This window comes from Micromonospora cathayae, assembly GCF_028993575.1.
Taxonomy (GTDB): Bacteria; Actinomycetota; Actinomycetes; order Mycobacteriales; family Micromonosporaceae; genus Micromonospora; species Micromonospora cathayae.
Window position 1 is genome coordinate 4,331,759 of sequence record NZ_CP118615.1, and the last position, 23,594, is coordinate 4,355,352.

The 23,594-nt window shown below is 73.0% G+C and carries 23 protein-coding genes; 18 read left to right on the forward strand and 5 right to left on the reverse strand.

Features of this window, described 5'->3' with window-relative positions; genetic code table 11:
• The first annotated feature begins 80 nt into the window (after positions 1-80).
• From PVK37_RS19775 to PVK37_RS19785, 3 genes are read left to right on the forward strand one after another with little or no spacing between them, the layout of a single operon-like run.
• Positions 81-935 (forward strand): fumarylacetoacetate hydrolase family protein, encoded by an 855-nt coding sequence (locus PVK37_RS19775; RefSeq protein WP_275029014.1) that lies wholly within the window; start codon positions 81-83, stop codon positions 933-935.
• Positions 936-972: 37 nt separating this feature from the next.
• On the forward strand, positions 973-1,752 hold the full coding sequence (locus tag PVK37_RS19780; protein ID WP_275029015.1) for an SDR family NAD(P)-dependent oxidoreductase: 780 nt from the start codon (positions 973-975) through the stop codon (positions 1,750-1,752).
• Positions 1,745-2,719, forward strand: coding sequence for an aldo/keto reductase (locus PVK37_RS19785; protein WP_275029016.1), 975 nt, complete (start codon positions 1,745-1,747; stop codon positions 2,717-2,719). Before PVK37_RS19780 ends, PVK37_RS19785 begins: the two co-directional genes overlap by 8 nt.
• Positions 2,720-2,729: 10 nt before the next feature.
• Here PVK37_RS19785 and PVK37_RS19790 read toward each other — a convergent pair whose 3' ends face one another.
• The gene (locus PVK37_RS19790) at positions 2,730-3,707 is read right to left on the reverse strand and encodes a helix-turn-helix domain-containing protein (protein ID WP_275029017.1); all 978 of its coding nucleotides are present in this window, start codon (positions 3,705-3,707) and stop codon (positions 2,730-2,732) included.
• 58 nt (positions 3,708-3,765) lie between these two features.
• Here PVK37_RS19790 and PVK37_RS19795 point away from each other — a divergent pair, with 58 nt between their 5' ends.
• A complete protein-coding gene (locus PVK37_RS19795; protein WP_275029018.1) occupies positions 3,766-4,974 on the forward strand; it encodes an MFS transporter in 1,209 nt (402 codons plus the stop codon).
• A gap of 181 nt (positions 4,975-5,155) precedes the next feature.
• Here PVK37_RS19795 and PVK37_RS19800 read toward each other — a convergent pair whose 3' ends face one another.
• The gene (locus PVK37_RS19800; RefSeq protein ID WP_275029019.1) at positions 5,156-6,388 is read right to left on the reverse strand and encodes an SLC13 family permease; all 1,233 of its coding nucleotides are present in this window, start codon (positions 6,386-6,388) and stop codon (positions 5,156-5,158) included.
• Between the two features lie 194 nt (positions 6,389-6,582).
• Positions 6,583-7,797, reverse strand: coding sequence for an epoxide hydrolase family protein (locus PVK37_RS19805; protein ID WP_275029020.1), 1,215 nt, complete (start codon positions 7,795-7,797; stop codon positions 6,583-6,585).
• A 63-nt stretch (positions 7,798-7,860) separates the two neighbouring features.
• Here PVK37_RS19805 and PVK37_RS19810 point away from each other — a divergent pair, with 63 nt between their 5' ends.
• Entirely contained in the window at positions 7,861-8,820 is a 960-nt protein-coding gene (locus PVK37_RS19810) for a helix-turn-helix transcriptional regulator (protein WP_275029021.1), read from the forward strand.
• Between the two features lie 444 nt (positions 8,821-9,264).
• Positions 9,265-9,675, forward strand: a complete 411-nt coding sequence (locus PVK37_RS19815) for a helix-turn-helix domain-containing protein (protein ID WP_275029023.1) — start codon at positions 9,265-9,267, stop codon at positions 9,673-9,675.
• Between the two features lie 12 nt (positions 9,676-9,687).
• Here PVK37_RS19815 and PVK37_RS19820 read toward each other — a convergent pair whose 3' ends face one another.
• Positions 9,688-10,287: a phosphatase PAP2 family protein gene (locus tag PVK37_RS19820; RefSeq protein ID WP_423791092.1), complete on the reverse strand. Its 600-nt coding sequence runs from the start codon at positions 10,285-10,287 to the stop codon at positions 9,688-9,690.
• Between the two features lie 226 nt (positions 10,288-10,513).
• Between PVK37_RS19820 and PVK37_RS19825 the strand changes: the two genes are divergently transcribed.
• The 8 genes from PVK37_RS19825 (at position 10,514) to PVK37_RS19860 (ending at position 19,497) form a co-directional block, all read left to right on the forward strand.
• Positions 10,514-10,768, forward strand: a complete 255-nt coding sequence (locus PVK37_RS19825) for a hypothetical protein (RefSeq protein ID WP_275029025.1) — start codon at positions 10,514-10,516, stop codon at positions 10,766-10,768.
• Positions 10,768-11,031, forward strand: coding sequence for a hypothetical protein (locus tag PVK37_RS19830; RefSeq protein WP_275029026.1), 264 nt, complete (start codon positions 10,768-10,770; stop codon positions 11,029-11,031). The genes PVK37_RS19825 and PVK37_RS19830 overlap by 1 nt, the downstream gene beginning before the upstream one ends.
• Before the next feature lie 25 nt (positions 11,032-11,056).
• Positions 11,057-12,292 carry an MAB_1171c family putative transporter gene (locus PVK37_RS19835; RefSeq protein WP_275029027.1) on the forward strand — a complete coding sequence of 412 codons (1,236 nt, stop codon included), beginning with the start codon at positions 11,057-11,059 and terminating at the stop codon, positions 12,290-12,292.
• A 296-nt stretch (positions 12,293-12,588) separates the two neighbouring features.
• On the forward strand, positions 12,589-13,137 hold the full coding sequence (locus PVK37_RS19840) for a hypothetical protein (protein WP_275029028.1): 549 nt from the start codon (positions 12,589-12,591) through the stop codon (positions 13,135-13,137).
• 360 nt (positions 13,138-13,497) lie between these two features.
• Positions 13,498-14,739: an MFS transporter gene (locus PVK37_RS19845; protein ID WP_275029029.1), complete on the forward strand. Its 1,242-nt coding sequence runs from the start codon at positions 13,498-13,500 to the stop codon at positions 14,737-14,739.
• A 2-nt stretch (positions 14,740-14,741) separates the two neighbouring features.
• Positions 14,742-16,547, forward strand: coding sequence for a S9 family peptidase (locus PVK37_RS19850; protein ID WP_275029030.1), 1,806 nt, complete (start codon positions 14,742-14,744; stop codon positions 16,545-16,547).
• A 263-nt stretch (positions 16,548-16,810) separates the two neighbouring features.
• The gene (locus tag PVK37_RS19855; protein WP_275029032.1) at positions 16,811-18,763 is read left to right on the forward strand and encodes a RiPP maturation radical SAM C-methyltransferase; all 1,953 of its coding nucleotides are present in this window, start codon (positions 16,811-16,813) and stop codon (positions 18,761-18,763) included.
• Between the two features lie 11 nt (positions 18,764-18,774).
• Positions 18,775-19,497 carry a DUF5825 family protein gene (locus tag PVK37_RS19860; protein ID WP_275029034.1) on the forward strand — a complete coding sequence of 241 codons (723 nt, stop codon included), beginning with the start codon at positions 18,775-18,777 and terminating at the stop codon, positions 19,495-19,497.
• On the opposite strand, the gene PVK37_RS19865 is transcribed toward PVK37_RS19860, so the two are convergent.
• Complete coding sequence (locus PVK37_RS19865) at positions 19,490-20,584, reverse strand: FAD-dependent oxidoreductase (protein WP_275029035.1); 1,095 nt, start codon at positions 20,582-20,584, stop codon at positions 19,490-19,492. The two genes, PVK37_RS19860 and PVK37_RS19865, sit on opposite strands and share 8 nt — an antisense overlap.
• A 54-nt stretch (positions 20,585-20,638) precedes the next feature.
• Here PVK37_RS19865 and PVK37_RS19870 point away from each other — a divergent pair, with 54 nt between their 5' ends.
• The 4 genes from PVK37_RS19870 to PVK37_RS19885 all read left to right on the forward strand — a co-directional run bounded on the left by PVK37_RS19870 (position 20,639) and on the right by PVK37_RS19885 (position 23,560).
• Positions 20,639-21,352, forward strand: a complete 714-nt coding sequence (locus PVK37_RS19870) for a TetR/AcrR family transcriptional regulator (RefSeq protein WP_275029036.1) — start codon at positions 20,639-20,641, stop codon at positions 21,350-21,352.
• A 137-nt stretch (positions 21,353-21,489) separates the two neighbouring features.
• Entirely contained in the window at positions 21,490-21,927 is a 438-nt protein-coding gene (locus PVK37_RS19875; protein WP_275029037.1) for a hypothetical protein, read from the forward strand.
• Between the two features lie 338 nt (positions 21,928-22,265).
• The gene (locus PVK37_RS19880) at positions 22,266-22,925 is read left to right on the forward strand and encodes a DsbA family protein (RefSeq protein WP_275029038.1); all 660 of its coding nucleotides are present in this window, start codon (positions 22,266-22,268) and stop codon (positions 22,923-22,925) included.
• Positions 22,922-23,560, forward strand: a complete 639-nt coding sequence (locus PVK37_RS19885; protein ID WP_275029039.1) for a vitamin K epoxide reductase family protein — start codon at positions 22,922-22,924, stop codon at positions 23,558-23,560. The genes PVK37_RS19880 and PVK37_RS19885 overlap by 4 nt, the downstream gene beginning before the upstream one ends.
• The last annotated feature ends 34 nt before the right edge of the window (positions 23,561-23,594 follow it).

A 23,594-nucleotide genomic window follows, 5' to 3' on the forward strand; every position in this document is an offset into this window, starting at 1 on the left:
CGGGCATCTCTTGCGAACAGCCGCCCACTGCACTATAAAACCAGGCAACAGATCCGATGTCTGGGCCGGAGGGGCGTGGAGTGAAGTTACTTCGAGTGGGGGCCGCCGGCCAGGAGCGTCCAGCGGCGCTGGACGCGGACGGTCGCCTCGTGGACCTCTCCGGCCTGGTGGCCGAGATCGACGGGGACTTCCTGGCCGGCGCCGGGGTGTCGACGGTGCGCGCCGCGCTCGCCAGCGGGGACCTGCCGCCGCTGCCCGACCCGGCCGTGCGCGTCGGGCCCCCGATCGCCCGACCCGGCAAGATCGTCTGCGTCGGCGTCAACTACTCCGAACACGCATCGGAGACCGTTGCCGAGCTGCCGACCGAGCCGATCCTGTTCATGAAGGCGTCGAACACCGTGGTCGGCCCGGACGACCAGGTGCTGATCCCCCGGGGCAGCAGCAAGACCGACTGGGAGGTCGAACTCGCCGTCGTCATCGGACGCCCCGCCCGCTACCTGGAGACCGACTCCGCCGCGCTGGCCTGTGTCGCCGGCTACACCATCTCCAACGACGTGTCCGAACGGGAGTTCCAGCTCGAACGCGGCGGCCAGTGGGACAAGGGCAAGTCCTGCGAGACCTTCAACCCGCTCGGGCCCTGGCTGGTGACCGCCGACGAGGTGCCCGACCCGCAGCGGCTGGGTCTGCGGCTGAGCGTCAACGGCCAGCTCCGCCAGGACGGCAGCACCAGGAACATGGTCTTCGGCGTCGCCGAGATCGTCCGGTACGTCAGCCAGTTCATGGTGCTCGAACCCGGCGATGTGATCAATACGGGCACCCCCGGCGGTGTCGCCCTCGGGCTGCCCGAACCCAAGCCGTACCTGCGCGCCGGGGACGTGATCGAGGTCGAGATCGACGGTCTCGGCCGCCAGCGGCAGACGGTGGGTCAGGCGTGACGACCACCCGGCGCGCCGACCTCCGCGTGGAGGCCCGGTGACCAGGGAGTTCAGCGGCCTGTCCGCAGTGGTCACCGGCGGTGGCTCGGGCATCGGCCTGGCCGCCGCCCGGCTGCTCGCCGACCGCGGGGCGAGCGTCGCCTGCCTGGACCTGGACCCTGCCGGTGTGCCGGCGGACCTGCTGGGGCTGCGCTGCGACGTCACCGACGCGGTCTCGGTGACCGAGGCCGTCGCCACCGCCGCCGACCGGCTGGGTGGACTGGACATCCTGGTCAACAACGCCGGCACCGGCGCGCAGGGCACCATCGAGGCGAACCCCGACGACGAGTGGCACCGGGTGCTCGACGTCAACGTGCTCGGCGTCGTCCGGGTCAGCCGGGCGGCACTGCCCCACCTGCGGGCCTCGTCCGCCGCGGCGATCGTCAACACCTGCTCGATCGTGGCCACCACCGGCCTACCCAACCGAGCCCTGTACAGCGCGACGAAGGGCGCCGTCCAGGCGCTGACCCTCGCCATGGCCGCCGACCACGTCGACGAGGGCATCCGGGTCAACTGCGTCAACCCGGGAACCGTCGACACGCCGTGGGTACGCCGGCTGCTCGACTCCGCTGACGACCCGGCCGGCGAACTCGCGGCGCTGCGGGCCCGGCAACCCATCCGACGGCTGGTCTCCGCCGCCGAGGTCGCCGCCGCCATCGCCTACCTGGCCAGCCCGCTGGCCGCGGCCACCACCGGGACCGTGCTCGCCGTCGACGGCGGAATGCACGGACTGCGGCTGCCCCCGGCCGGTCCGGGACCGGGTCGGCGCGATGGCTGATCCGCTGCGGACGCTCGGCCGCTCCCGGGTACGGGTGAGCCGCCTCGGGTTCGGTGCCGCCAGCATCGGCAACCTGTACCGGGCCGTGGACGACGACACGGCGTACCAGGCGGTCGACGCCGCCTGGGCGGCGGGCGTGCGCTACTACGACACCGCGCCGCACTACGGTCTGGGCCTGTCCGAACGGCGGCTGGGCGGCGCGCTGGCCGGGCGGCCCCGGGACGCGTTCACCGTCTCCACGAAGGTCGGCCGGCTGCTGGTCCCCTCGCCCGGGACCGCGCACCTGCGCGACGACGCCGGTGGCTTCGACGTCCCCGCCGACCGGGTCCGCCGGTGGGACTTCAGCGCGGACGGGGTGCGCCGGTCGCTGGAGTCCAGCCTGGAACGCCTGGGACTCGACCGGGTCGACGTCGTGCTGCTGCACGATCCGGACGACCACTGGCGGGAGGCGGTCGAGCAGGCGTACCCGGCCCTGCACGCGCTGCGCGACCAGGGCGTGGTGGGTGCGATCGGCGTCGGCATGAACCAGTGGCAGATGTTGGAACGGTTCGTCACCGAGACCGACGTCGACACCGTCATGCTCGCCGGCCGGTACACCCTGCTGGACCAGTCGGCCGGGGAACGGCTGCTGCCCCGGTGCCGGGAACGCGGGGTGTCCGTCCTCGCCGCCGGGGTCTTCAACAGCGGCGTGCTCGCCACCGAACGACCGGGCCGGTTGTACGACTACCGCCCGGCCTCGCCCGAGGTACACGACCGGGCGACCCGGATCGCCGAGGTGTGCCGCCGGCACGGGGTGACGCTGCCGCAGGCGGCGGTGGCCTTCGTGGCCCGGGAACCCGCCGTCGCGTCGGTCGTCGTCGGCATGCGCGACGCCGCGCAGGTCACCCGCAACGCGGCGCTGCTCGCCGCGCCGGTACCCGACGCGCTCTGGGACGACCTGCTGACCGAGGGACTGACCCGGCCGTAGCGGTCTTCGTTCATTCGGACGGCCGGTACCCGTCAGCCGTCGGGTCGACCAGGGCGACCCCGAGCCGGGTACGCCAGTAGAGCACCTCACGTCCCGACCGCCGTTTGGTCACCACCCCGGCGTCCAGCAGCACCCGCAGGTGGTCGCCGACCGACCCCAGCGGCAGCCCGGTGAGCGCGGCCAGGTGTGAGGTGCTCACCGGGCTGTCCAGGTGCCGCAGCAGGGTCGCCCGGTTCGGGCCGATCAGCCGGTCCAACGGGCCCGGCGCCGGCGGGACGACATCGGCCAGGATGCCCCGGGCCGGATAGACCATGCCGAACCGGGTGGGCCGGTCCCACACCACCCAGCCCCGGACGCAGTGCGCCGGCACGAACACCAGGTGTTCCGCCCGGTCGAGCGGCAGCGGCGGGGCGGGGTAGTCGTTGACCCGGAGGCGGCCCTCGCCGAGCCACCGCATGGTGCCCGCCAGGTCGGGGAAGACGCCCGCCCAGCCGTCGGCGCTGAGCCGGGAGGTACGCGCCACCACGTCGGCCCGCAGCCGCTGCTCCCGTACCGGCCACTCCGGGCGCACGGTGTGCGTCCAGACCCAGTCGAGCAGGTACACCACCTCACCGGTGAGCCCGTCGGCGGCCAACACGTCGTCGAGCCGCCCCAGCCCGGTCGCGAGCAGGTCGGCGCGGATCTGCTCGTCCGGGCGCGTGGCGACGACCGCCAGCTCCTCGGCGAACGTCGGGGCGGCCGACGCGGGGGCCAGGGTGAGGAAGTCGGCCGTCCACCGGGGCGCGATCGCCGCCGCCAGCAACGCCCGCACGACCGGCCGCCGGGCCAGCATGTCCTGATACGCGGCCAGGTGCGGTCGTCGCCAGTCGTGCTGCCACGGGTGACGTGGACGGTGCAGGGCGCGCAGCGCGGCGACCGTGTCCGTCATCGGCGAGATGGTGAACCGGCTGCGCGCCAGCAGATCCACCGGAACCTGCCAGACGGACATGTTTCGCCTCCAGCCGTAACTCTACGCACCCGGTCCGTCGGATCTGAGGATCATCGGCGTGAGAACGTACACCCAGCTGTTCGCCGTCGGCGAGTTCCGCAACCTCTTCCTGGCCAACTGCGCGGGCATCGCCGCCCACACCAGCTCCGCGCTGGCCCTCGGTTCGCTGACCTACGCGGTGACCGGGTCGGCGGCCCTGACCGCGCTGAGCATGTTCGGAGCGCCGCTGGCCGCCGTGCTCGGCAGCGTGACCCTGCTGTCGGCCGCGGACAGCCTGCCGCCGCGCCGGGCGTTGACCCTCGGCGCGTCGGTCGCCCTGGCCGGCACGGCGGTCCAGGCCGTGCCGGGGCTGCCCATCGTGGTCCGGTTCGCCGTCATCCTGCTCGTCGCGTACCTCGGGTCGATCGTCGGTGGTGCCCGCTGGGCGCTACTCAACGACATCCTGCCGGCCGGCGCGTACGTGCTGGCCCGGTCCACGATGAACGCCAGCGTCGGCGTGATGCAGATCGCCGGCTTCGGGGCGGGTGGTCTGTTGCTGACCTGGCTCACCCCGTACCAGGTGTTCCTGGTCGCGACCGCGCTGCGGGCGGTGGCCCTGGCGTTGACCTGGTTCGGCCTTCGGGAACGGCCGGCCCGCACCGACGCGCGGGCCTCGACGGCCCGGACCCTGCGCGTCAACCGGGAACTGTGGTCCGACCGTGGTCGGCGTGCGCTCCTGCTCAACCTGTGGCTGCCCAACGGTCTGGTCGTCGGCTGCGAGGCGCTGTTCCTGCCGTACGCGGGAGACCGGGCCGGCTTCCTCTTCGCCGCGGGCGCGCTCGGCATGCTGACCGGCGACGTGGTGGTGGGACGGTTCCTGTCCCCGGCGGCACGTCGGCGGTGCGTTCTGCCGCTGCGGCTGCTGCTGCCCCTGCCGTACCTCGCCTTCCTGCTGCAACCGAACCTGCCGGTGGCGATGCTGCTCGCGCTGGTCGCGTCGGTCGGCTTCGCGGCGTCGCTGCCGTTGCAGGAGTGGTTGATCGACCGGTCGCCGCCGCAGGTGCACGGTCAGGTGCTCGGCCTGCACCAGAACGGGATGCTGGTCGGGCAGGCGGTCTTCGCGGTGTTCGCCGGAGCGGTCGCCGACGTGGCCCCGACGCATCTGGCGGTGGCGTTGCTGGCCGGTCTGTCGCTGGTCACGACGCTGCTGCTGACCCGGGGGCTGCGCCGGGCCGGGCCGGTGCCGCCGCCGGCCGTGGTGGCCGTCCCGGTGCCCGCCGACAGCTGACCCCGGCACCGCCCGGTCGCGCCCGCTGCCGGGCAGTGCCGGGTACCGCCGCGGTGGGGGACGCGATGGCCGGGTCACCGTCCCGCCCTCACCACGGTCGACTGGTGGGGCCGGTCGCCCTGACCACCGGCCGGCTGGCGGGGCCGGTCGCGCTGACCACCCGGCGGGCTGGTGCGGTCGGTCAGCCGGACCCGGGGACCAGCAGGGCGGCGACGCCGGCGGTGGTGGCCAGGACGGCGAGCACGGCGCTGGTGGCCACGAACCGGCCCAGCGGGATGGCGACCCCGGCGGCCCGGCAGCGCTCGTACCAGATCAACGTGGCCAGCGACGCCCACGGGGTGGCGAGCGCGCCGACGTTGGTCCCCACCAGCAGGGCCAACAGCTGGGTGTGGTGGCCGGCGGCGATGACCGCCTCGCCGGCCACGTACGCGGGCAGGTTGTTGACCACGTTGGCGACCAGCGCGCCGACGGCGCCGGCCCGCAGCGCCCCCTCGGCGCCCGGGTCGGTGCCGATCAACGTGCCCGTCACGGTGTCCAGCCCGTGCCGGCCGATGGTCTGCACCACCAGGAACAACCCGGTGACGAAGACCAGCAGCCGCCACGGGACCAGCCGGAGTCCCAGGCTGCGCCGGGCGCGGACCACGAACCCGGCGACCAGGATCGCGGCGGCCACCGCGGAGGCGAGCCCGATCTCGACCCCGGCGAGGATCCCGGCGACGAACAGCAGGCAGGCGACGAGCGCGGTGCGGTAGAGGACGGGATCTGCCGGCACGTGCGGCGGCGGTGGCACGAACGGATCGGCGACGGCCCGCGCCGGCCGCCAGTACCACCACCAGAGCAACACCATGGTGACCGCGATGGCGACCAGCTGCGGCCACCACATCCGGGCCGCCCACGGCACCGGGGCCAGCCCGATCCGGTCGCTGGCCAGGATGTTGGTCAGGTTCGACACGGGCAGCAGCAGGCTCGCCGTGTTGGCCAGCCACACCGTGGTCATCGCCAGCGGGGCCGGCGGCACGCCGAGCCTGCCGGCCAGGGCGATCATGACCGGGGTGAGCAGGACGGCGGTGGTGTCCAGGTTGAGCACGATCGTGGTCACCGAGGCGAACCCGACGCAGAGCCAGAACAGCGCGCGGAGGTTGCCCCGGGCGGTGATCGCCACCCGTGCGGCGAGCGCGTCGAACACCCCGGCCACCGCGGTCAGTTCGGCCAGCACCACCACCGTGCCGAGGAAGACCAGGATCGGCAGGATCCGGCGTACGGTGGCCTCGGCGTCGGCGCGGGGGAGGAGCCCGGTGAGGACGCAGAGCACACCGCCGGCGAGCAGCCCGACCGCGACCCAGTCCAGTACGTGCAGCCGGCCCCAGCGGGAGCGGTCGGGGGCGCCCGACGGCGGCACACCGGTGCTTTCCACAGGGCCGAACGCTACCCGCACCCCGGGTACCGGAAGCGGGAACGGCCGGCCGCGCCGGCGACGAACCGCCCGGCCACCCGGACGCCGTCCCCGCATCCGACGGACCAGCCGGGCCGGTCCCGGCGCGGAGCCTCCGCCCGCCGTCCCGCCCGACGGGGCGGCGGGACGCGGGCGCGACGGTTACGGGACCACGGTCAGCGAAGCTTCCGGAAGAACCGGCGGACGTCCTCGACGAGCAGGTCGGGTGCCTCCATGGCGAGGAAGTGCCCACCCCGGTCCAGTTCCGTCCAGTGCACGACGTGGTGGTCGCGTTCGGCCCAGCGGCGGACGGTGACGTCGTGGGTGGACACCAGGACCCCGGTGGGCACGCCCCGGCCGGTCGCCCGGTCCCGGTCGTCGCCCCCGCCCCATGCCCCGTCGCCAGCGGACGTCTCCGCGTCGCCGGCCCAGGCCCCACCGGCGTCGGCGGACATCTCCTCGTAGTAGACCTGGGCGGCGGAGGCGGCGGTGCCGGTCAGCCAGTAGATCGACACCTCGGTGAGGATGCGGTCGCGGTCGATGCTGTCCTCGGGCAGACCGTGCGGCGGGTCGGTGAGCTCCTTGAACTTCTCGACCATCCAGGCGAGCTGGCCGACCGGTGAGTCGTGCAGCCCGTACGCCACGGTCTGCGGGCGTTTGGCGTTGCACTGCAGGTAGCCGTCGTTGAAGTCCTGCATCGCCTGCCAGCGCCGCTGCTCGACCTCGCTGAGGCCGTCCAGTTCGCCGTCCGCGCCGACCGGGAACGTGACCATCGCGTTGACGTGTACGCCGATGACCTGCTCCGGAGCCTGCCTGCCCAGCTCCGGCGCGACCCACGAGCCGGTGTCGTACCCCTGGACGCCGTACCGTTCGTAGCCGAGCCGGGCCATCAGCTGCCGCAGCACGCCGGCCATCCGGGCCGCGTCCATTCCCGGCCCGGCCAGCGGGGTGGAGAACCCGAAGCCGGGCAGCGACGGGATCACCAGGTGGAAGGCGTCGGTGGGGTCGCCCCCGTGGCCGCGCGGGTCCGACAGCGGCCCGGTCACGTCGAGGAAGTCCACCACCCCGCCGGGCCAGCCGTGCAGCAGGACCAGCGGTACGGCGTCCGGCTCGGGCGAGGGTACGTGCAGGAAGTGCAGATGCTGGCCGTCGACGACCGTCGTGTACTGCGGGTGCCGGTTGAGGGCCGCCTCGTGCGCCCGCCAGTCGTAGCGGGTACGCCAGTACTCGGCGATCTCCTTCAGGTACGCCACCGGAACGCCGCGACTCCAGCCGACGCCCGGCAGCTCGTCGGGCCAGCGGGTGTTGCCCAGCCGGGCGACCAGGTCGTCGAGTTGGGTCTGCGGGACGGCGATGCGGAACGGGCGGACGCCCGGGTGCGGCTCGGTCATGTCCGGGACGCTACGACCCGGTTAGGGCGGGTACGGTCCTAAGCTGCTGGCATCCTCGGGAGCATGCGGGAAACCTCGGCGCGGCTGCTCCGGCTGCTCGCGCTGCTCCAGACACCTCGGGACTGGTCCGGCGCGGAACTGGCCGGCCGGCTCGGGGTCACGCCCCGCACGGTGCGCCGGGACGTGGAGCGGCTCCGTGAGCTCGGCTACCCGGTCCACGCCGTGCGCGGCATCGCCGGGTACCGGCTCGGGGCCGGGGCGGCCCTGCCACCGCTGCTGCTCGACGACGACGAGGCGGTCGCCGTCGTGGTCGGTCTGCGCACGGCGGCGGGCGGCCCGGTCGCCGGGATCGGGGAGACGTCCCTGCGCGCGCTGGCCAAACTCGAACAGGTGCTGCCGGCCCGGCTGCGGCACCGGGTGGACACGTTGAACGCCGTTCTGGTCCACACCGGCGCGCCGCCGTGCCCGCAGGTGTCGGGCCGTACGCTGATGGCCGTCGCCGACGCCTGCCGGCGACACGAGCGGCTGCGGTTCGACTACACCAGCACCCGGAGCGGGACGGCCGTGCGGACGGTGGAACCGCACCACCTGGTCAGCTTCGGCCGCAGGTGGTATCTGATCGCCTTCGACACCGACCGCCAGGACTGGCGTACCTTCCGGGTGGACCGGCTGGTGCCCCGCGCCCCCACCGGACCGCGTTTCCCGCCCCGGCGGCTGCCGCACGGCGACCCCGCCACCTATCTGGCGTACCAGCTGTCCGCCCGGGCCTGGCCCTGCCAGGCGACGGTCACCCTGCACGAGCCGGCCGAGGCGGTCGCCGACCGGCTCTGGCCGGGCATGGGCGTACTGGAACCCGTCGACGACGGTAGTTGTCTGCTGCACCTCGGGGCGGACACGCCCACCGACCTGGCCTGGATGATCACGTCGATGAACGTCGACTTCACCCTCGGCCACGGTCCACCACCCGGGCTCGCCGAGGCTCTCCGCGCCCAGGCCGACCGCTGCCTCCGCGCGCTGGGGTAGCACACCTGGCCGGGTGCGCCGAGGGTGACCGGGACGGGCCGGAAGTCGTTCGGCCGGTGTCGCCGTGCGGTGGCCCCGGGTACGACCGTCCCGGGGCCACCAGCGCCAGGGCGCGGGACGACCGGTCGCGGTGGGCGGTGGATCTGCCCCACCTGGCCGGCTGCCCCGACGGGGGCGGCAACGCACGCTGCCGACAGCTTGCGTGTCCCCCGTTCCGCTCCCGCTCGCCGTTGGCGCTCGTCGCCCGACCGACCGATACGGATTCGACACCTGGCGGCCGCCCGGGACGCTTTGCGCCACTGGCGTCGTCCGCTACGGTGTCACTGCCACAATAGTTGTCGGGCGCGCTCAAGTGAAGCATGGGCCCGCTGGCTTCTGCAACTATTGTGGCCGGCGCGGGCTCGGCTACGGTGGTCGTCGGAGGCTCGATCGGGAAGGGTGGTCATGACCGACGCTGGTGGAGCCGACGGGTCGAGTTCCTTCGCCGCCCGGCTGCGGCACCTGTTCGACACGCACCGCAAACCGGGCACGGGCAAGCCGTTCTCGCCGGACGAGGTCGCCAGGGCGACCGGCCTGTCCACCAGTTACCTCAACTACCTCCTCAGAGGAGAGCGGGACAACCCCTCCCGGTCCGCCATCCAGCAACTGGCAAACTTCTTCCGGGTCGAGCCGAACTTCTTCTTCGATCCCGTCGCCGACACCGAGGCCGTCAATGACCCGGACCTGGAGACGATCACCGTGCTTGCCCGTCGGATGCCCCCGGGCGCACCACGGGCGAGCCTCCGCGCGATCGTCGAGCAGGTCGCCGCGCTGGAGGCGCAGAGCAAGGCGCGCCGGGACCGCTCGGACCCGTAGGTCGCCGCGGCGTCACCGCAGCACCAGGAACGTCGGGATCGCCACGAGCAGACCCACCACGGTGCCGGCGGTCACCTGGGCCACGGTGTGGTCCCGCAGGCGCACCCGCGACCAGCCGACGAGCGCCACCACGGGCGCCGTGACGAGCAGCGCCGGCCCGAACGTGATCACGAGCACCGCGGCCGAGCCCGCGGCCACCGCGGCGTGGATGCTGAGCTTCCACACGAGGTTCGCCGCCGTCACCGCCACGCCGAGAACGAACATCACGACCACCATCGCGGTGACCGGACGCGGGGCGCCGAGGCCGATCATCAGCGACAACCCGACCAGGACGGACAGCAGGCCGTACGCCAGCGGCCTTCTGCGCTGTTCGCGTACCCGGATGTGGTGGTCGGTCAGCCGGCCCCGGCGTACGCCCCACCAGATCAACGTGTTGGGGACGACGGAACAGAACAGCGCGCCGACCAACGCCCATCCCAGGCCGTTGCCGACGGGCGACACGCTGGCCACCCCGATGACGATGGGCATGACCGCGGCCAGCAGTGCCGGCGCGAACACCTCCGTCACCGCGCGGGCCACCCGGAGGGTCGGCCGGTGGCCCCGGTCGTCCATGACATCCTGCACGCCCCGCATTCTGCCCGCACCGGGCCGCCGGTCCACCGCCGGACGGGACCGACCCCCCGCCCGGGTGGTTCGGCGTCGGTGCCGCGCGCCCGGGTCCGCCACTATCGTGGTCGGGCGCGGAGCCCGCCGACCGCCATCGGATCCGGGCAGGCCAGGTCAGGCGGTGGGCACGGGAAGGTCGCGGTCGGGGCTCGTACGGGAGGACCAGCAGACGATGTGGCAGCAGCGGCGTCAGGTGCAGAAACTCATCCGTCAACTCGATGTCGGCCTGCCGGCGCCGTTGACCCTGCACGGGCTGCTGTCCTCCCTGGAGGCCGCGCGGGGCCGGCGCATCCAGATCGTCGCCATGACCATCGACGAGCACACCGGGCCGTGCGGGCTGTGGGTGGCGACCGCGGAGACCGACTACGTGCTGTACAACCGGGATTCCTCCCCGGTGCTGCGGACCAGACGATCCTGCACGAGCTGATGCACATCGCGTTGCGGCACACCGGGAAGGCGGTGCTGTCGGGGGTGGCCGGGCTCGCGGACTCGCTCGGCCCGGCGGCGGCCGACGTGCTGCTCGCCCGTACCCGGTCGACCTTCCACGAACGGCAGGAACACGACGCCGAGCTGCTGGCGACCTACCTCGGCGCCCGGCTGGACACCGGCGACCAGGTCGGGGGCTTCGACGACCTCACCGACGAGACGGCCGCGGTGATGTACCGGATCGCCGCGACGTTGGCCGACTAGGCGGGGCAGACGCATGCTGGTGACGGTGGGACATGTCGCGGCGATGGTGGTCGCCGCGGTGGCGTTCGTCGTCAAGCTGGGAGCGTTGCGGCGTGACCCGTCGAACCCGAAGATCCAGGCGAGTCTGGGGATCTGCCTGGGCTGCGGGTTCGCCGTCACCGCGGGCTGGGCCCCGGTGCACAGCCTGATCGACGGGGTGTCCGGGGTGCCGAACCTGGCCAAGCCCGTCGAGCACGGTTCGGCGCTGATCACGGCAACCGCGATCCAGTTCCTCTTCCTGCACCTGGGGGATCCGCACCGGGCACGCCGGTTGATGCGGCGGCGGCTGGTGTTCTTCGCCGTCGTCCTCACCGTGATGATCACGATGTTCCTGGCCGCCGGCTTCACCGAGTCGGAACCGCTGCACTTCGCCGAGCGGTACGGCGACATGCCGCAGGTCATCGTCTACATGCTCGCCTTCCTGGCGTATCTCGGTACCTCCGTGCTGGACATCCTGCGGATGTCGCTCGGCTACGCGCGGTACGCCGGCACCCGGCTCAAGATCGTCATGCGGCTGCTGAGCGCGGGCGCGGTGTTCGGTGCGGCGTTCGTGGCGCACAAGGCGCTGTTCCTCGCCCTGAAGCTGGCCGGGGTGGCACCTCCCTGGCCCGAACCGGTCGTGACGCAGGGGCTGATCACGATGTCGGTCGGGCTGATCTGCTCGAGTTTCGTCCTGGCGACCGTCTGGCGGACCGTGGACGGTGTCCGCGCCTGGCCCCGCCGCCGGGCGATGTACCGCGACCTGCATCCGCTGTGGTACCTGCTGTACCGGGCGGTTCCCAGCATCGCGCTGCACGCGCCCCGCCGACCGCGGCGGAACCCCTGGTGGGTGTGGGGCGTCGGACCACGGCTGTACCGCCGGTGCGTGGAGATCGGCGACGGCCTGCAGGCGTTGGGGCCGCGGGACGCGCGGGTGGCGGCCGTGGCGCGTCGTCGGGCGGTCGAGGCCGGTTGGGACGACGTCCGCGCGACCGCCGCCGGCGAGGCCGCCGCGATCCTGGCCGCCGTGCGCCGGCTCGAGCAGGGCCGGGTCACCGCTCAGGAGGTCGAGCCCGGTCTGGAGCCGTTGTCGGGCAGGCTGGCGCATGCCGACGTGGACGCCGATGCCCGCCGGCTCGCGTCGATATCCACCGCACTGCGGGAGGACCTGGTCCGTGACGCGGTCGCCGGGGGACTCGGGAACCCGTCCGGGACGGGTGGTCGGCGTACCGCTGCCGGGTGACGCCGCCCGGGGCAGCGGCGTATCCAGGTCCGGACGGCGCCCGCCGTCAAGCGGTCGGGCGGCCCCCGGCACGGCGGCCGACGCCGGGGTTTCCCGGACCAGGCTACCGGCCGGTATGGGATATCCTGACGGCAGGCGCTGCCCGTCCCCCCGTGCGGGCAGCGCCTCTTTGCTCCGCTCCGCCGGGAGTCCGCCGGGGGCCGCCGCCGGGGCCCGGTTTCCGGTGCCGGCGCGCGCACGCACCGCTGACCCGCCCCGGCCCGGACGTGTCACCGCCACGCGTTACGCTGCCCGCCATGTACGGTGCCGACGACAGTGAGCAGGTCGTCGCGTCACTCGCGCGTCAACTCGACGGCTTGACCTTCCGGGACGCCACGACCGACCAGGTCACCAAGCTGATCATCGACTCGGTGGTCGGTTGGGGCCGGGCCGCCGGTTGGCGGGTCTACCGCCGGGCGGCCAGCGTCGTGCCGTTGCCACCGCCGCTGTCCGGGCAGTACTCCGTCCTCGACGTGGCCTGTGCCCGGCCGGCGGGTCCGCCGGTCGTCGTCGAAGTGGACCACACCGACCGGCGTCGCACCGTGGAGAAGCTGCTGGCGGAGGCGGCGGCGGGCCGCGTCGCGATCTGGGTGCGGTGGGGTACGGGCCGGTTCGTCGCGCCACCTCCGCCGGTTCTCCTGGTCACCTGCCCGGTGACCCGGCTGCCGGGCCCGGCGGGGCAGGGCCGCCGATACTCGCGGCTGCCGGCCGACGACCGGCCGCCACCGGCCCACTCCGCCACCGGGATCGGCAGCGTCGACCCGGTCGCGTTGCCGATTCCGCTGGACGACGACCACCCCCGCTGAGGTCGGCGGGCCGCGTGGCGGAGCCGCCGCCTCGGGGCCCGATGGCGGGCCGGGTGGTCGCGGTGGTGTCCCGTACCGGTGGGTGGGACAGGACCCGGCACGTCGGTCCAATGGGGCGACACGCGGATCAGACCGAGTTTTCGGCGTCCCGCCACAACTCGACGCAAATCGATGCGTAACCGAATTGCGGAAAGCACTCGCCTTGTCAGTGGAGACTTTTGCTGTTAGCGTTTGTCTCCCGCAAAGATCCCCTCACCGCGCTGATTCGGCATTGTTGTGTGCCGACTTGTTCGCTGCGCTGAACCGGTCCGCCTGCGTACCGTAAATGGGAGCTGACGTGCGATCGACGCGACCAGGAAGATGACGACGACATCGGCCCGCCGGGCGCCGTCGGGCAGTGTTTCCGGCAGGGCCCGCGACTTCCGGCTGTACTGGGTGGCCGGCGGTGTCAACCTGCTCGGCTCCCAGGCCTCCGGTCTGGTGCTGCCGCTGGTGGCGCTGGCCGTCAGCGGGTCCCCAGCCGCCGCCGGTCTGGTGGGCGGCCTGGGCCTGACCGGCCGGCTGGTGACGGCACCGGTGGCGGGCGTGCTGGCCGACCGGTTGCCCCGCAAGGCCATGATGGTCACCGCGTTGCTGGTCGCAGCGGCAGCGATGACCGTGGTCGCCGGCGTGCTGGCGGCCGGCGCGGCAACCTTCGGCGTGCTGGCCGGTGCCGCCTTCGTGCAGGGGGTCGCCCAGGCCGGCTACGAGTCGGCCGGCGCGGGAGCCATCCGCCGGGTGCTTCCCGCCGACGACCAGCGCGCGCTGGCCCGGCTCGAGGCACGCAACCACGCGATGCAGATCGCCGGGCCGATGATCGGTGGTTCGCTCTACCAGTTGGCCCGCTGGGCGCCTTTCCTGGCCGACGTCGTCTCCTATGTCGTCGCCGCCGCCTGTGTCGCCGCGATTCGGACGGATCTGAGCCCGCAACGTGCCGAACGTCCCTCTTTTCTGGCTGATCTGCGGACCGGCCTGCGCTTTGTATGGACCCATCCCTTTCTGCGATTCGTGACCTTCTGGGCGGCCGGTGTCAATTTCGTCTTCGGCGCGCTCATCTATCACACGATTCTGGTCACCGGCCGACGTGGTGATCTTCCGGTGTCGATCGGGCTCATCCTCGCGATCGCCAGCGTCGGTGGTCTGGTCGGTGCGCTGGCCGCCCCGAAGGTGCTGCAACGGGTCCGCCCGGTGGTGGCCATCCCGGTCGCGTCCTGGGTGACGGTGGGTCTGGTCGCGGCCCTGCCGGTCGCCCGGCAGCCGTGGAGCTACGGACTGCTGTTCGGGCTGGTCTTCCTGCTCACCCCGATGGTGGCCATCGTCTTCCAGGCCCGCGCCATCACCGTCACCCCCGATCACCTCCAGGGCCGGGTGGCGACGGTGATCGGCACGACCGGAGAGGCGCTGCGCGTGCTCGCGCCGGTGCTCGCCGGTGTCCTGGTCGCCCGGTACGCACCGGGCGTCGCGGCTCTGATCTTCGCGCTGCTGCTGGCCGTGCTCGCCGCGTACGCGACGGCCAACGTCCGGAAGCTGCGTGCCACCGTGCCGGCTGTCGAGGAGGACTGAGCATGGCCCGCGCCTTCCGGGTCTACTACCCGGCGCTGCCCCTGGTGGCCGAGCACGCCCCGCACCGGTCCGTCTACGTGGGCGACGCCGACGGTCGCTGCCAGGTCTTCGCCTGGGACCGCGCGGCCGGTACCGCCCGCCAGGTCACCGACCGCGCGGCCGGCACCACCCGGGCGGCCGTCGACCCCGGCGGCACCGTGGTCTGGTGGTTCGACGACGACCTCACCGGGATCGGCACGTGGCAGGTCAGCGACTTCGACCAGCCCGAACACCCCCGGCCGGCGCTGCCGGGACTCGGCCCGGCCCGGCCCGCCGGGCTCGCCATGGCCGCCGACGGCACCGCCCTGGTCGGACTCGCCGACGCCGACGGCGTGGCGCTGTACCGGCGCGCCGCCAGCGGTGGGGTCGAGCCGGTGGCCCGGATGTCCGGCTACGCCCACCTGGTCGACGTGGACCCGACCGGCCAGCTGCTCGTGGTCGGCCGGGACGCCGCGTCACCGGAGGCGGTCACCGTGCTCACCACCGGCGGTGACCCGGTGGCGGTGCTGCCGGCGGGCCCGGACCGGCGACTCTGGCCGCTGGGTTTCGCCCCCGTCCCCGACCCCGCCCACCTGCTGCTGGTCGTCGAGGAGAGCGGCGAGTACGGGCTCGCCAGCTGGACCCGCGCCGACGGGCTGACCCGGCATCCGGGGCGGTTCGACACCGAGATCACCGCCGGCTGGTACCCGGACGGGACCCGGGTCCTGGTCCGTCAGGACCGGCACGCCGGCAGCCACCTGCACCGCGTCGACCTCGCCACCGGTACGCGTACCGCGGTGCCCACCCCGGCCGGCAGCATCCTGGACGCCGCGGTCTGGCCGGACGGTGACATCGCCTACGTGTGGACCGACTCGGCCACCCCGCCGCAGATCCGGTCGGTGGCCGGGGTGGAACTGCCGGCCGGCCCGGACGACGGCCCGGCCGACGGGGCGGTGTCACTGGCCGAGTACTGCCGGCGGACCGAGGTCTGGGTGCCGGGGCCGGCCGGCGACATCCATGCGCTGGTGGCCGCGCCCGCCGACCGGGCCGGCCCGCTACCGGCGGTGTTCCTGGTCCACGGTGGCCCGTTCCAGCACGCCCGGGACGCCTACGACCCGCTGGTCGAGGTGCTGGTGCGTACCGGCTGCGCGGTGGTGCGGGTCAACTACCGGGGCTCCAGCGGCTACGGGGCCGCCTGGCGCAACGACTTCCGGGCCGGAGTCGGTCTCACCCAACTGGAGGACCTGGCGGCGGTCCGCGCCCACCTGTGCGAACAGGGCGTGATCGCCGAGCGCCGGGTGGCGCTGTGGGGCAGTTCCTGGGGCGGCTACCTGACCCTGCTGGCCCTCGGCCGGCAGCCGGACCTGTGGCGGCTCGGGGTGGCGGTCAACCCGGTCGCGGACTACGTCGCGGCCTTCGCGGCGGCCACCCCGGCGATCCGCGCGCTGGACACCACCCTGTTCGGCGGCACCCCGGACGAGGTCCCGCAGCGGTACGCCGAAGCGTCCCCGGTCAGCTACGTCGACCAGGTGTCCGTACCGGTCTTCCTGGCGGTGGCCACCGACGACGTCCGCTGCCCGCCGGCACCGGTGGAACGGTACGCCGGGGCGCTGCTGCGTCGCCGGATCCCGGTGAAGCTGCTGCGGACGCGGGCCGGGCACGAGGACTTCGACGCCCGGGGGCACATCGCCCTGATGCAGGCGGTGCTGCTGTTCATGCAGCAGCACTTCGACGGCGTACGGGACGAGGGAACGTCGGTCGCGCTCGCCATGGCGCGACCGGCGGACTGACGGACCGGACGACGGCCTGACGGTCCACCCACGATGGAGGGAGGTGAAAGGTATGCGCAAGAGCATCATCGAGAACGACCCGATCAGCGGCAACCGCGACCAGGTCCGTTCCGACGTCGCCGTTTCGGTGAGCGTCACGGTCAAGTTCTGATCCACCCCGCGTGGGGTGGGACCGCCGGTCCCGGACCTGGGCCGACGCCCGGCGGTCCCACTCCACGGCCACCCTCGTCCGGCCCGGGGCATCGTGAGCAAGGAGAGACGACGTGCGCATTCTGCTGGTCAACATGCCGTGGGCGTCCATCGACGTGCCGTCCCTGGCGCTGGGGATCCTCACCACCAGCGTCCGGCGCAGATACCCCGAGGCCGAGGTGGAGGTCCTGCACGCCAACCTCGACTACGTCGACTGGGTGGTCGACCGCAGCGAGTTCACCCTGCACGACTACCAGTACTACTCGCTGCTCACCTACTTCGCCGGGTGCGGTGACTGGGTGTTCTCCTCCGCCCTCTACGACGACCCGGAGTGGCGGCTGGAAGAGTTCACCAGTCGGGTCCGGGACCAGATGTCCGAGCGGGAACTCGCGCTCAACGTCGAGCTGCACCGGTCCGCCCCGGAGTTCGTCGGTGACCTGGCGGCCCGGATCGTCGCGTGGGGACCGGACCTGGTCGGCTTCACCTCCACCTTCCAGCAGAACACCGCCGCGCTGGCGGCGGCCAAACACGTCAAGCGGCTCGATCCGTCGATCCGTACCGTCTTCGGCGGGGCCAACTGCGACGGTGAGCAGGGCGCGGCCCTGCACCGCAACTTCCCCTTCGTCGACCTGGTGGTACGGGGTGAGGGCGAGGCGGCCTTCCCGGCCCTGCTGGCGGCGCTGACCGACGGTGACGGCCGGACGCTGACCGACGGTGACCGTCCGGCGCTGGCCGACGTCGAGGGGCTGTGCTGGACGACCCCGGACGGCCGGGCGACCGCGAACCCGATGAGCACCAGGCCGCTGCCGCCCGCCGAGATCGTCAGCCCCGACTACGACGGCTACTTCGAACGGCTCGCCGCGTCCCGGGCCCGCAACTGGGTGGAGCCGAAACTGGTCGTGGAGGGCGCCCGGGGCTGCTGGTGGGGGGAGAAGCACCACTGCACCTTCTGCGGGCTGAACGGCTCGTTCATGGAGTTCCGCAGCAAGCGTCCCGGCGCGTTCTACGAGGAGATCATCGCGCTCGCCGAGCGGCACCAGGTGCTCGACATGTTCGTCGTCGACAACATCCTCGACATGGGCTACGTGACGACGCTGCTGCCCCGGCTCGCCGAGTCCGGCTACGACCTGCGGTTGCAGTACGAGATCAAGTCCAACATGCGGGGCGCGCAGGTGCAGGCCCTGGCCGACGCGGGCCTGGTGAGCGTGCAGCCCGGCATCGAGAACCTCAGCGCGCGGGTGCTCAAGATCATGCAGAAGGGCGTGACCGGCTGCCTGAACGCGCGGATGCTGCGCGACGCCGAGACCAGCGGCATCACCGTCGCCTGGAACTACCTCTACGGCTTCCCCGGCGAGACCGACGAGGACTACGACGGCATTCTGGCGCAGTTCCCGGCGCTGTGGCACCTGTCCCCGCCCGGTGGCAGCAGCCGCATCGCCATCGAACGGTTCAGCCCGTACTTCAACCGCCCCGAGCTGGGCTTCGGCGACCTGAAGCCGGCCGGGCAGTACCTGCTCAACTACGACCTGCCCGAGTCCGAGCTGATGGACCTGGCGTACATCTTCGACGTGCCCGAGCGGGGCATCGGCGCGGAACCCGCCGCCCGGCTCGACGCCGCGGTCACCGAATGGCAGCACGAGTACGCCCGCAGCCGCCTCACCCACCACGACCTCGGCCACGAGATCGTGCTGGTCAGCCGCCGCCGCCACTTCGACTGGCGGGTCCTGCGGCTGACCGACGCGACCGAGGTGGCCGCCTTCCGGCTGCTCGACCAGCCGCACACCGTCGGTTCGCTGGCCCGCCGGCTGTCCCGGCCCGAACCGGAGCTGACCGCCCTGCTGGACCGCTGGCGGGAACGGGGCGTCGTGTTCACCGACGGCGGGCAGTACGTCCACGTCGCGCCCCGGTCGATGAACCAGGACCTGCTGCGGATCGACCACCTGCACCCGGAACGCGTCGGCGCGCAGCCGGAGACCGACCAGCCCGACGTCCGGCCGGCCGAGCCCGCCGCCCTGACCACCGTCTGAGGGAGACCACCGTGGCCGTCGCTGGACCCGCCCTGGAGCCCGTTCTCGTCCGTCTCGCCCACGACCACGATCCGGTGGTGACCGCCGTGCCCGGCATCGACCTCGGCACCGTCGAGCTGCGGGAGCCGCCCGCCGAGGCCGCCGCCCGCTGGTTCGACGAGGGCATCCGCCACGTCACCCTGACCGAGCCGGTGAGCCTGGCCGTCGACGGCGGCGGAACCAACGCCGGCACCCGGGCCGACACCGGCACCCGGGCCGACGTCGCCGCCGCGTCCCGGGACGCGGTCCGCCGCCTGGTGCTGGTACGGGAGCTGACCAGCCACGGCATCGCGGTGGACTGGCGGCTGCTGCTGCCGGCCGGCGGCGGGGCGGACTGGCGGGTCTTCTGCCACCTCTACCCGCCCACCGGGTTGTCGGCCGTCGCCGAGGGCGACGAGGACCCGCTCGACACGTGGCGACGCTCCTACTACATCGACAAGTGCACCTTCCGGCGCGGCCCGGGTTTCGTGCAGGTCCGCGACCGGCGGTCCAGCCGCCTCAACCTGCTGACCGTGGACGACCCGGCGTACCTGGCGGTGCTGGCGCAGGTCATGGACGGCGCGCCGGTGTCCGACGTGGATCTGGACGTAGCCCGGGACTTCGCCGCCGAAGGGCTGGTCGTGCAGGTGGGCACCATGCTGGTCTGGCTGCCGTACCGGCTGCGCCGCTGGCCGCTGCCCTCCATGATCATCTAGGCGCCGTGAAGAAGCGGACGATGTCCTCGGCCGCGGTCGGGGACAACATCATCGCGTGCACCCGGGCGGACATCTCGGCGATCGGACCGATCCTGGCGAACATCCCCCGTTCATACGCCCGGATCGCGGCGTGCGGGTCGGCCGGATCGGCGGCCAGTTCGCGGGCGAGCTCCGCGGCGTCGAGCATGGCCTGGTTGGCGCCCTCGCCGACCGGCGGCATCAGGTGCGCGGCGTCCCCGATCAGCGTGACACCCGGCCGGCCGGCCCAACGGGTGCCGGTCGGCAGGGCCTCGATCCGGCGCGGCCACACCCTCCCGTCGCCGGCTTCGATGAGCGCGGTCAGCCTCGGCTCCCAGCCGTGGAACATGTCCAGCAGGGCGCGCTTGTTGCCGATGTGGTGGTCGTCCGCCGGGAGGGACGCCGCGATCCGCAGGCTGCCGTCGCCGCTGCGTTGCGCCGCCAGGAGCCGGCTCACCCCGAGGCACCACAGGTTCCCGGGACCGACCAGCTCGGCGAGGTCCGGGTAGCGCCGGTCGACGTCGCTGATGTTCAGCTCCGCCAGGGTGGCCACGTAGTCCGGTTCCGCGTCGGTCAGCAGCGACCGGACCGTCGACCGCGCGCCGTCCGCGCCGACGAGGAGGTCGCAGTCCGCCCGGTGGCCGTCCGCGAACTCCAGCCGGAAGCCCCCGTCCGGTCCCGGTGCCACCGCGACGAGGCGGTGCCCCCACACGACCGTGCCGTGGGGGAGTGCATCGAGCAGAAGATCACGTAGTGCGCTCCGGTCGATCTCGGGTCGCCCGGAGAACGAGCCGGGTTGCGGCCGGTGGTGCAGCAGGGTCCGGCCGGCCGGGTCGAGGATGCGTAGCTCCTCGCCCTCGGGTCGCGCTGCGGAGCGGAACCGGCCGGTGAGGCCCGCCTCCGCCAGGGCGAGTTGCCCGGACTCGGGGTGCAGGTCGAGCGAGCCGCCCTGCGACCGGGCGGCTCGGCTCGCCTCACGCTCGTACACCACCGCGTCGATGCCGTTCCGGTGCAGGATCCGGGCCAGGGTCAACCCGCCGAGACCCGCACCGGCGATCGCCATCCGCATCATCAAGGTCCTTAACGTACGCTGTATCTTATGAGTACACCGTACCCTAACGCGGTGGAGCCCGTCTGGGAGCGACCCGAACCCCGGGCGCGGGCCGCGCCGGTGCCGTTGAGCCGCAGCAAGATCGCCGCCACCGCCATCCGGGTGGCCGACGAGCACGGCCTCGACGGGCTGTCGATCCGTAAGGTCGCCAAGGAACTGGGCGTCGGCCCGATGCGCCTCTACCACTACGTGGTCAACCGGTCCGAACTGCTCGATCTGATGGTCGACGCCGTCTACGCCCGGATCGCCGAAGCCGACCGGCAGCCCGACCGGCAGCCCGACTGGCGGGCCACCGTGCTGGCCATCGCCCACCTGACCCGGGTCGCCGCCCTCGACCACGAGTGGTTCGCCGACCTGCTCGGCGGAAGGCCGCACCTGGGTCCGAACGCGCTCGCCGTCGGCGAAGCCACCGCGGCGGCACTCAGCCACGCCCCGGGCGTGCGTGACCTCGCCGACCTGCAACGGGCCGTGGGCACCCTCAGCACCTTCATCGTCGGCGCGCTGCGCCGGGAGGTCACCGAGCGGCGTACCGCCCGATCCACCGGCACCGACGAGTCCGCCTGGCAGGTCAGCCTCGGCCCCTACCTGACCCGTCAACTGGCGACCGGCAGGTACCCCACCATCGCCCGGCTCGTCATCGACGGCGCCCACCTCGACCCTGAGGAGAACTTCCACCGCAACCTGACCACCATCCTGGACGGCCTCGCCAGCCGTCCCGCCAGGTGACCTCTGCTCGCGGTCCGCTCCGGTTCGAGGGCCGGCCGGTCGGGGTCAGGTTGGCCGGTGCCGCGCCGCGTGCCGGCCGTCCGGCACCCCGCCGGACCGGTAGCGGAGCACACCGTCCGGTGTCGTAGTCTGCGCTGGTGACGTGGGACCGGCCGGCTGGCACGATGCGCGGCTCCCGTGGTGTCGCGGTGGCCGTCGTCGTCGCGGCCCTCCTGTTCCTGCACGCGTTGCAGTGCGCCACGGGCAGGGACACGGTGGTGGCTCCGCTGGCCGCGACCGCCCCGGCTGCCGTCGTCGCCAGCTACGACGACCTGACGTCGGTGGCCCTCACCCAGCTCACCGCCATCGTCGCCCCGGCCGACGGCACGACCGCCGACGGGCACCACCCGCCGGCCGACGGTGGGATGGTGGCGACGGCCTGCGTGCTGTTGCTGGTGATCGGTGCCACCGTCGTGCTGTGGCTGCTCCGGCGTTGGCCGGGCCAGGTGACCGTCGGTGGCGGGGTGCCGGGCCGACCGGTCGGCCCGGTGGTCACCGTCCGGCTGTTGTCCCTGCTGTGCGTGTCCCGGCGATAGGACCGGACGCCGTGGTGCGTCCCCAGCGGTGGCACGTGTCCCGGTCGGGTCGCCAGCCCGTCTGACACCGCTCTGTCCGGTCCGGTGGCGGGCTCGATCGTGCCCTCGCCGGCTTCGCCGATGCGGCTCGCGCACCGGAGCAGATCAGCGTCCGACCGCCCACCCCTCCCCGGGCCGGATCACCGCGCCCCGCCCGCCCACCCTGCTCCGGGCGGATCACCGCGACCCGACCGCCCATCCCGTCCTGGGCCGGACCACCGCGACCCGACCGACAGCCCGGAACCGACCCCTCCCGCCCGGCGGCTGACCGCCGGCCCTCCGACCGACGAGGACCATCGATGACGAAGAACACCCGACTGACCCTGGCGGCCGTGGTCGCGCTCATGCTCCTGCTCGGCATACCACTGCTGGTCAAGCGTTCCGACGAACCGCGACCCGCGCAACAGACCGGCGGCATCGTCGACGCGGCGGTACTGGTGCGCGAGGACAGCCACCGACTGTCCACCGCCGCCGCCGGCAGGGTCACCCTGGTCGAGTTCCTCGACTTCGAATGCGAGTCCTGCGCCGCCGCCTACCCGGCGGTCAGCGAACTCCTGACCACCTACGGCGACCGGATCACGTTCGTCGTCCGGTACTTCCCCATCCCCAGCCACCCGAACGCCGAACTGGCCGCCCGGGTCGCGCAGGCCGCCGCCAACCAGGGCCGCTTCGCCGACATGTACGCGAAGCTGTTCGAGAACCAGACAGACTGGAGCCACCGCGACGATCCCCAGACCGCGACGTTCCTCGGCTACGCCCGCGCGCTCGGGCTGGACATGACGCGGTTCCAGCGGGACCTCGACGACCCGGCGACCGCCGCCCGGGTGGCGAAGGACAGGACCGACGGGCTGGCCGCCGGGGTGACCGGCACCCCCACGTTCTTCCTCAACGGCCGGCACCTGAGCGAGGTACGCACCCAGCAGGACCTTACCGACGCCATCGACGCGGCCCTGGGATGAGCGCCGTCGCCACCGACCGCCGTACCACGGCCGCCGAGCGGAACGGGGAGTTCCTCAGCCGGGTCACCGCCTGGATCTGCACGCTCGGCGGCCTGACCGGTCTGCTCGCCGCAGCCGTGCTCACCGTCGAGCGGCTCCACCTCGCCGTCGACCCCGGCTACGTGCCGACCTGCAGCATCAACCCGGTCCTGGCCTGCGGATCGGTGATGACCAGCGAGCAGGCACAGGCGTTCGGCATCCCGAACACCCTGATCGGGGTGGCCGGGTTCGCCGTGGTGTCCACCATCGGTGTCGCCCTGCTAGCCCGGGTGCCGTTGCCGCGATGGTTCTGGTTCGGTCTGCAGGCCGGTGCCACGTTCGGGGTGATCTTCGTGCACTGGCTCGTCTACCAGAGCCTGTACGTCATCGGTGCCCTCTGCCCCTACTGCATGCTGGTCTGGGCCGCCACCATCCCGATCTTCCTGTACGTGACGGCGCACAACCTGCACACCAACGCCGGCGTCCTCCCCGGGCCACTGCGCCCGCCCCTCGCCGCCGTGGTCCGCTACCACAGTCTGCTTCTCGTGCTGTGGTACGCCGCCATCGTCGCCGCGATCCTGCACCGCTTCCGGGCGTACTGGACCACCTTCGGCTGAGCCCGCCACCTGCCCGGCATCCCGGGTCACGGAC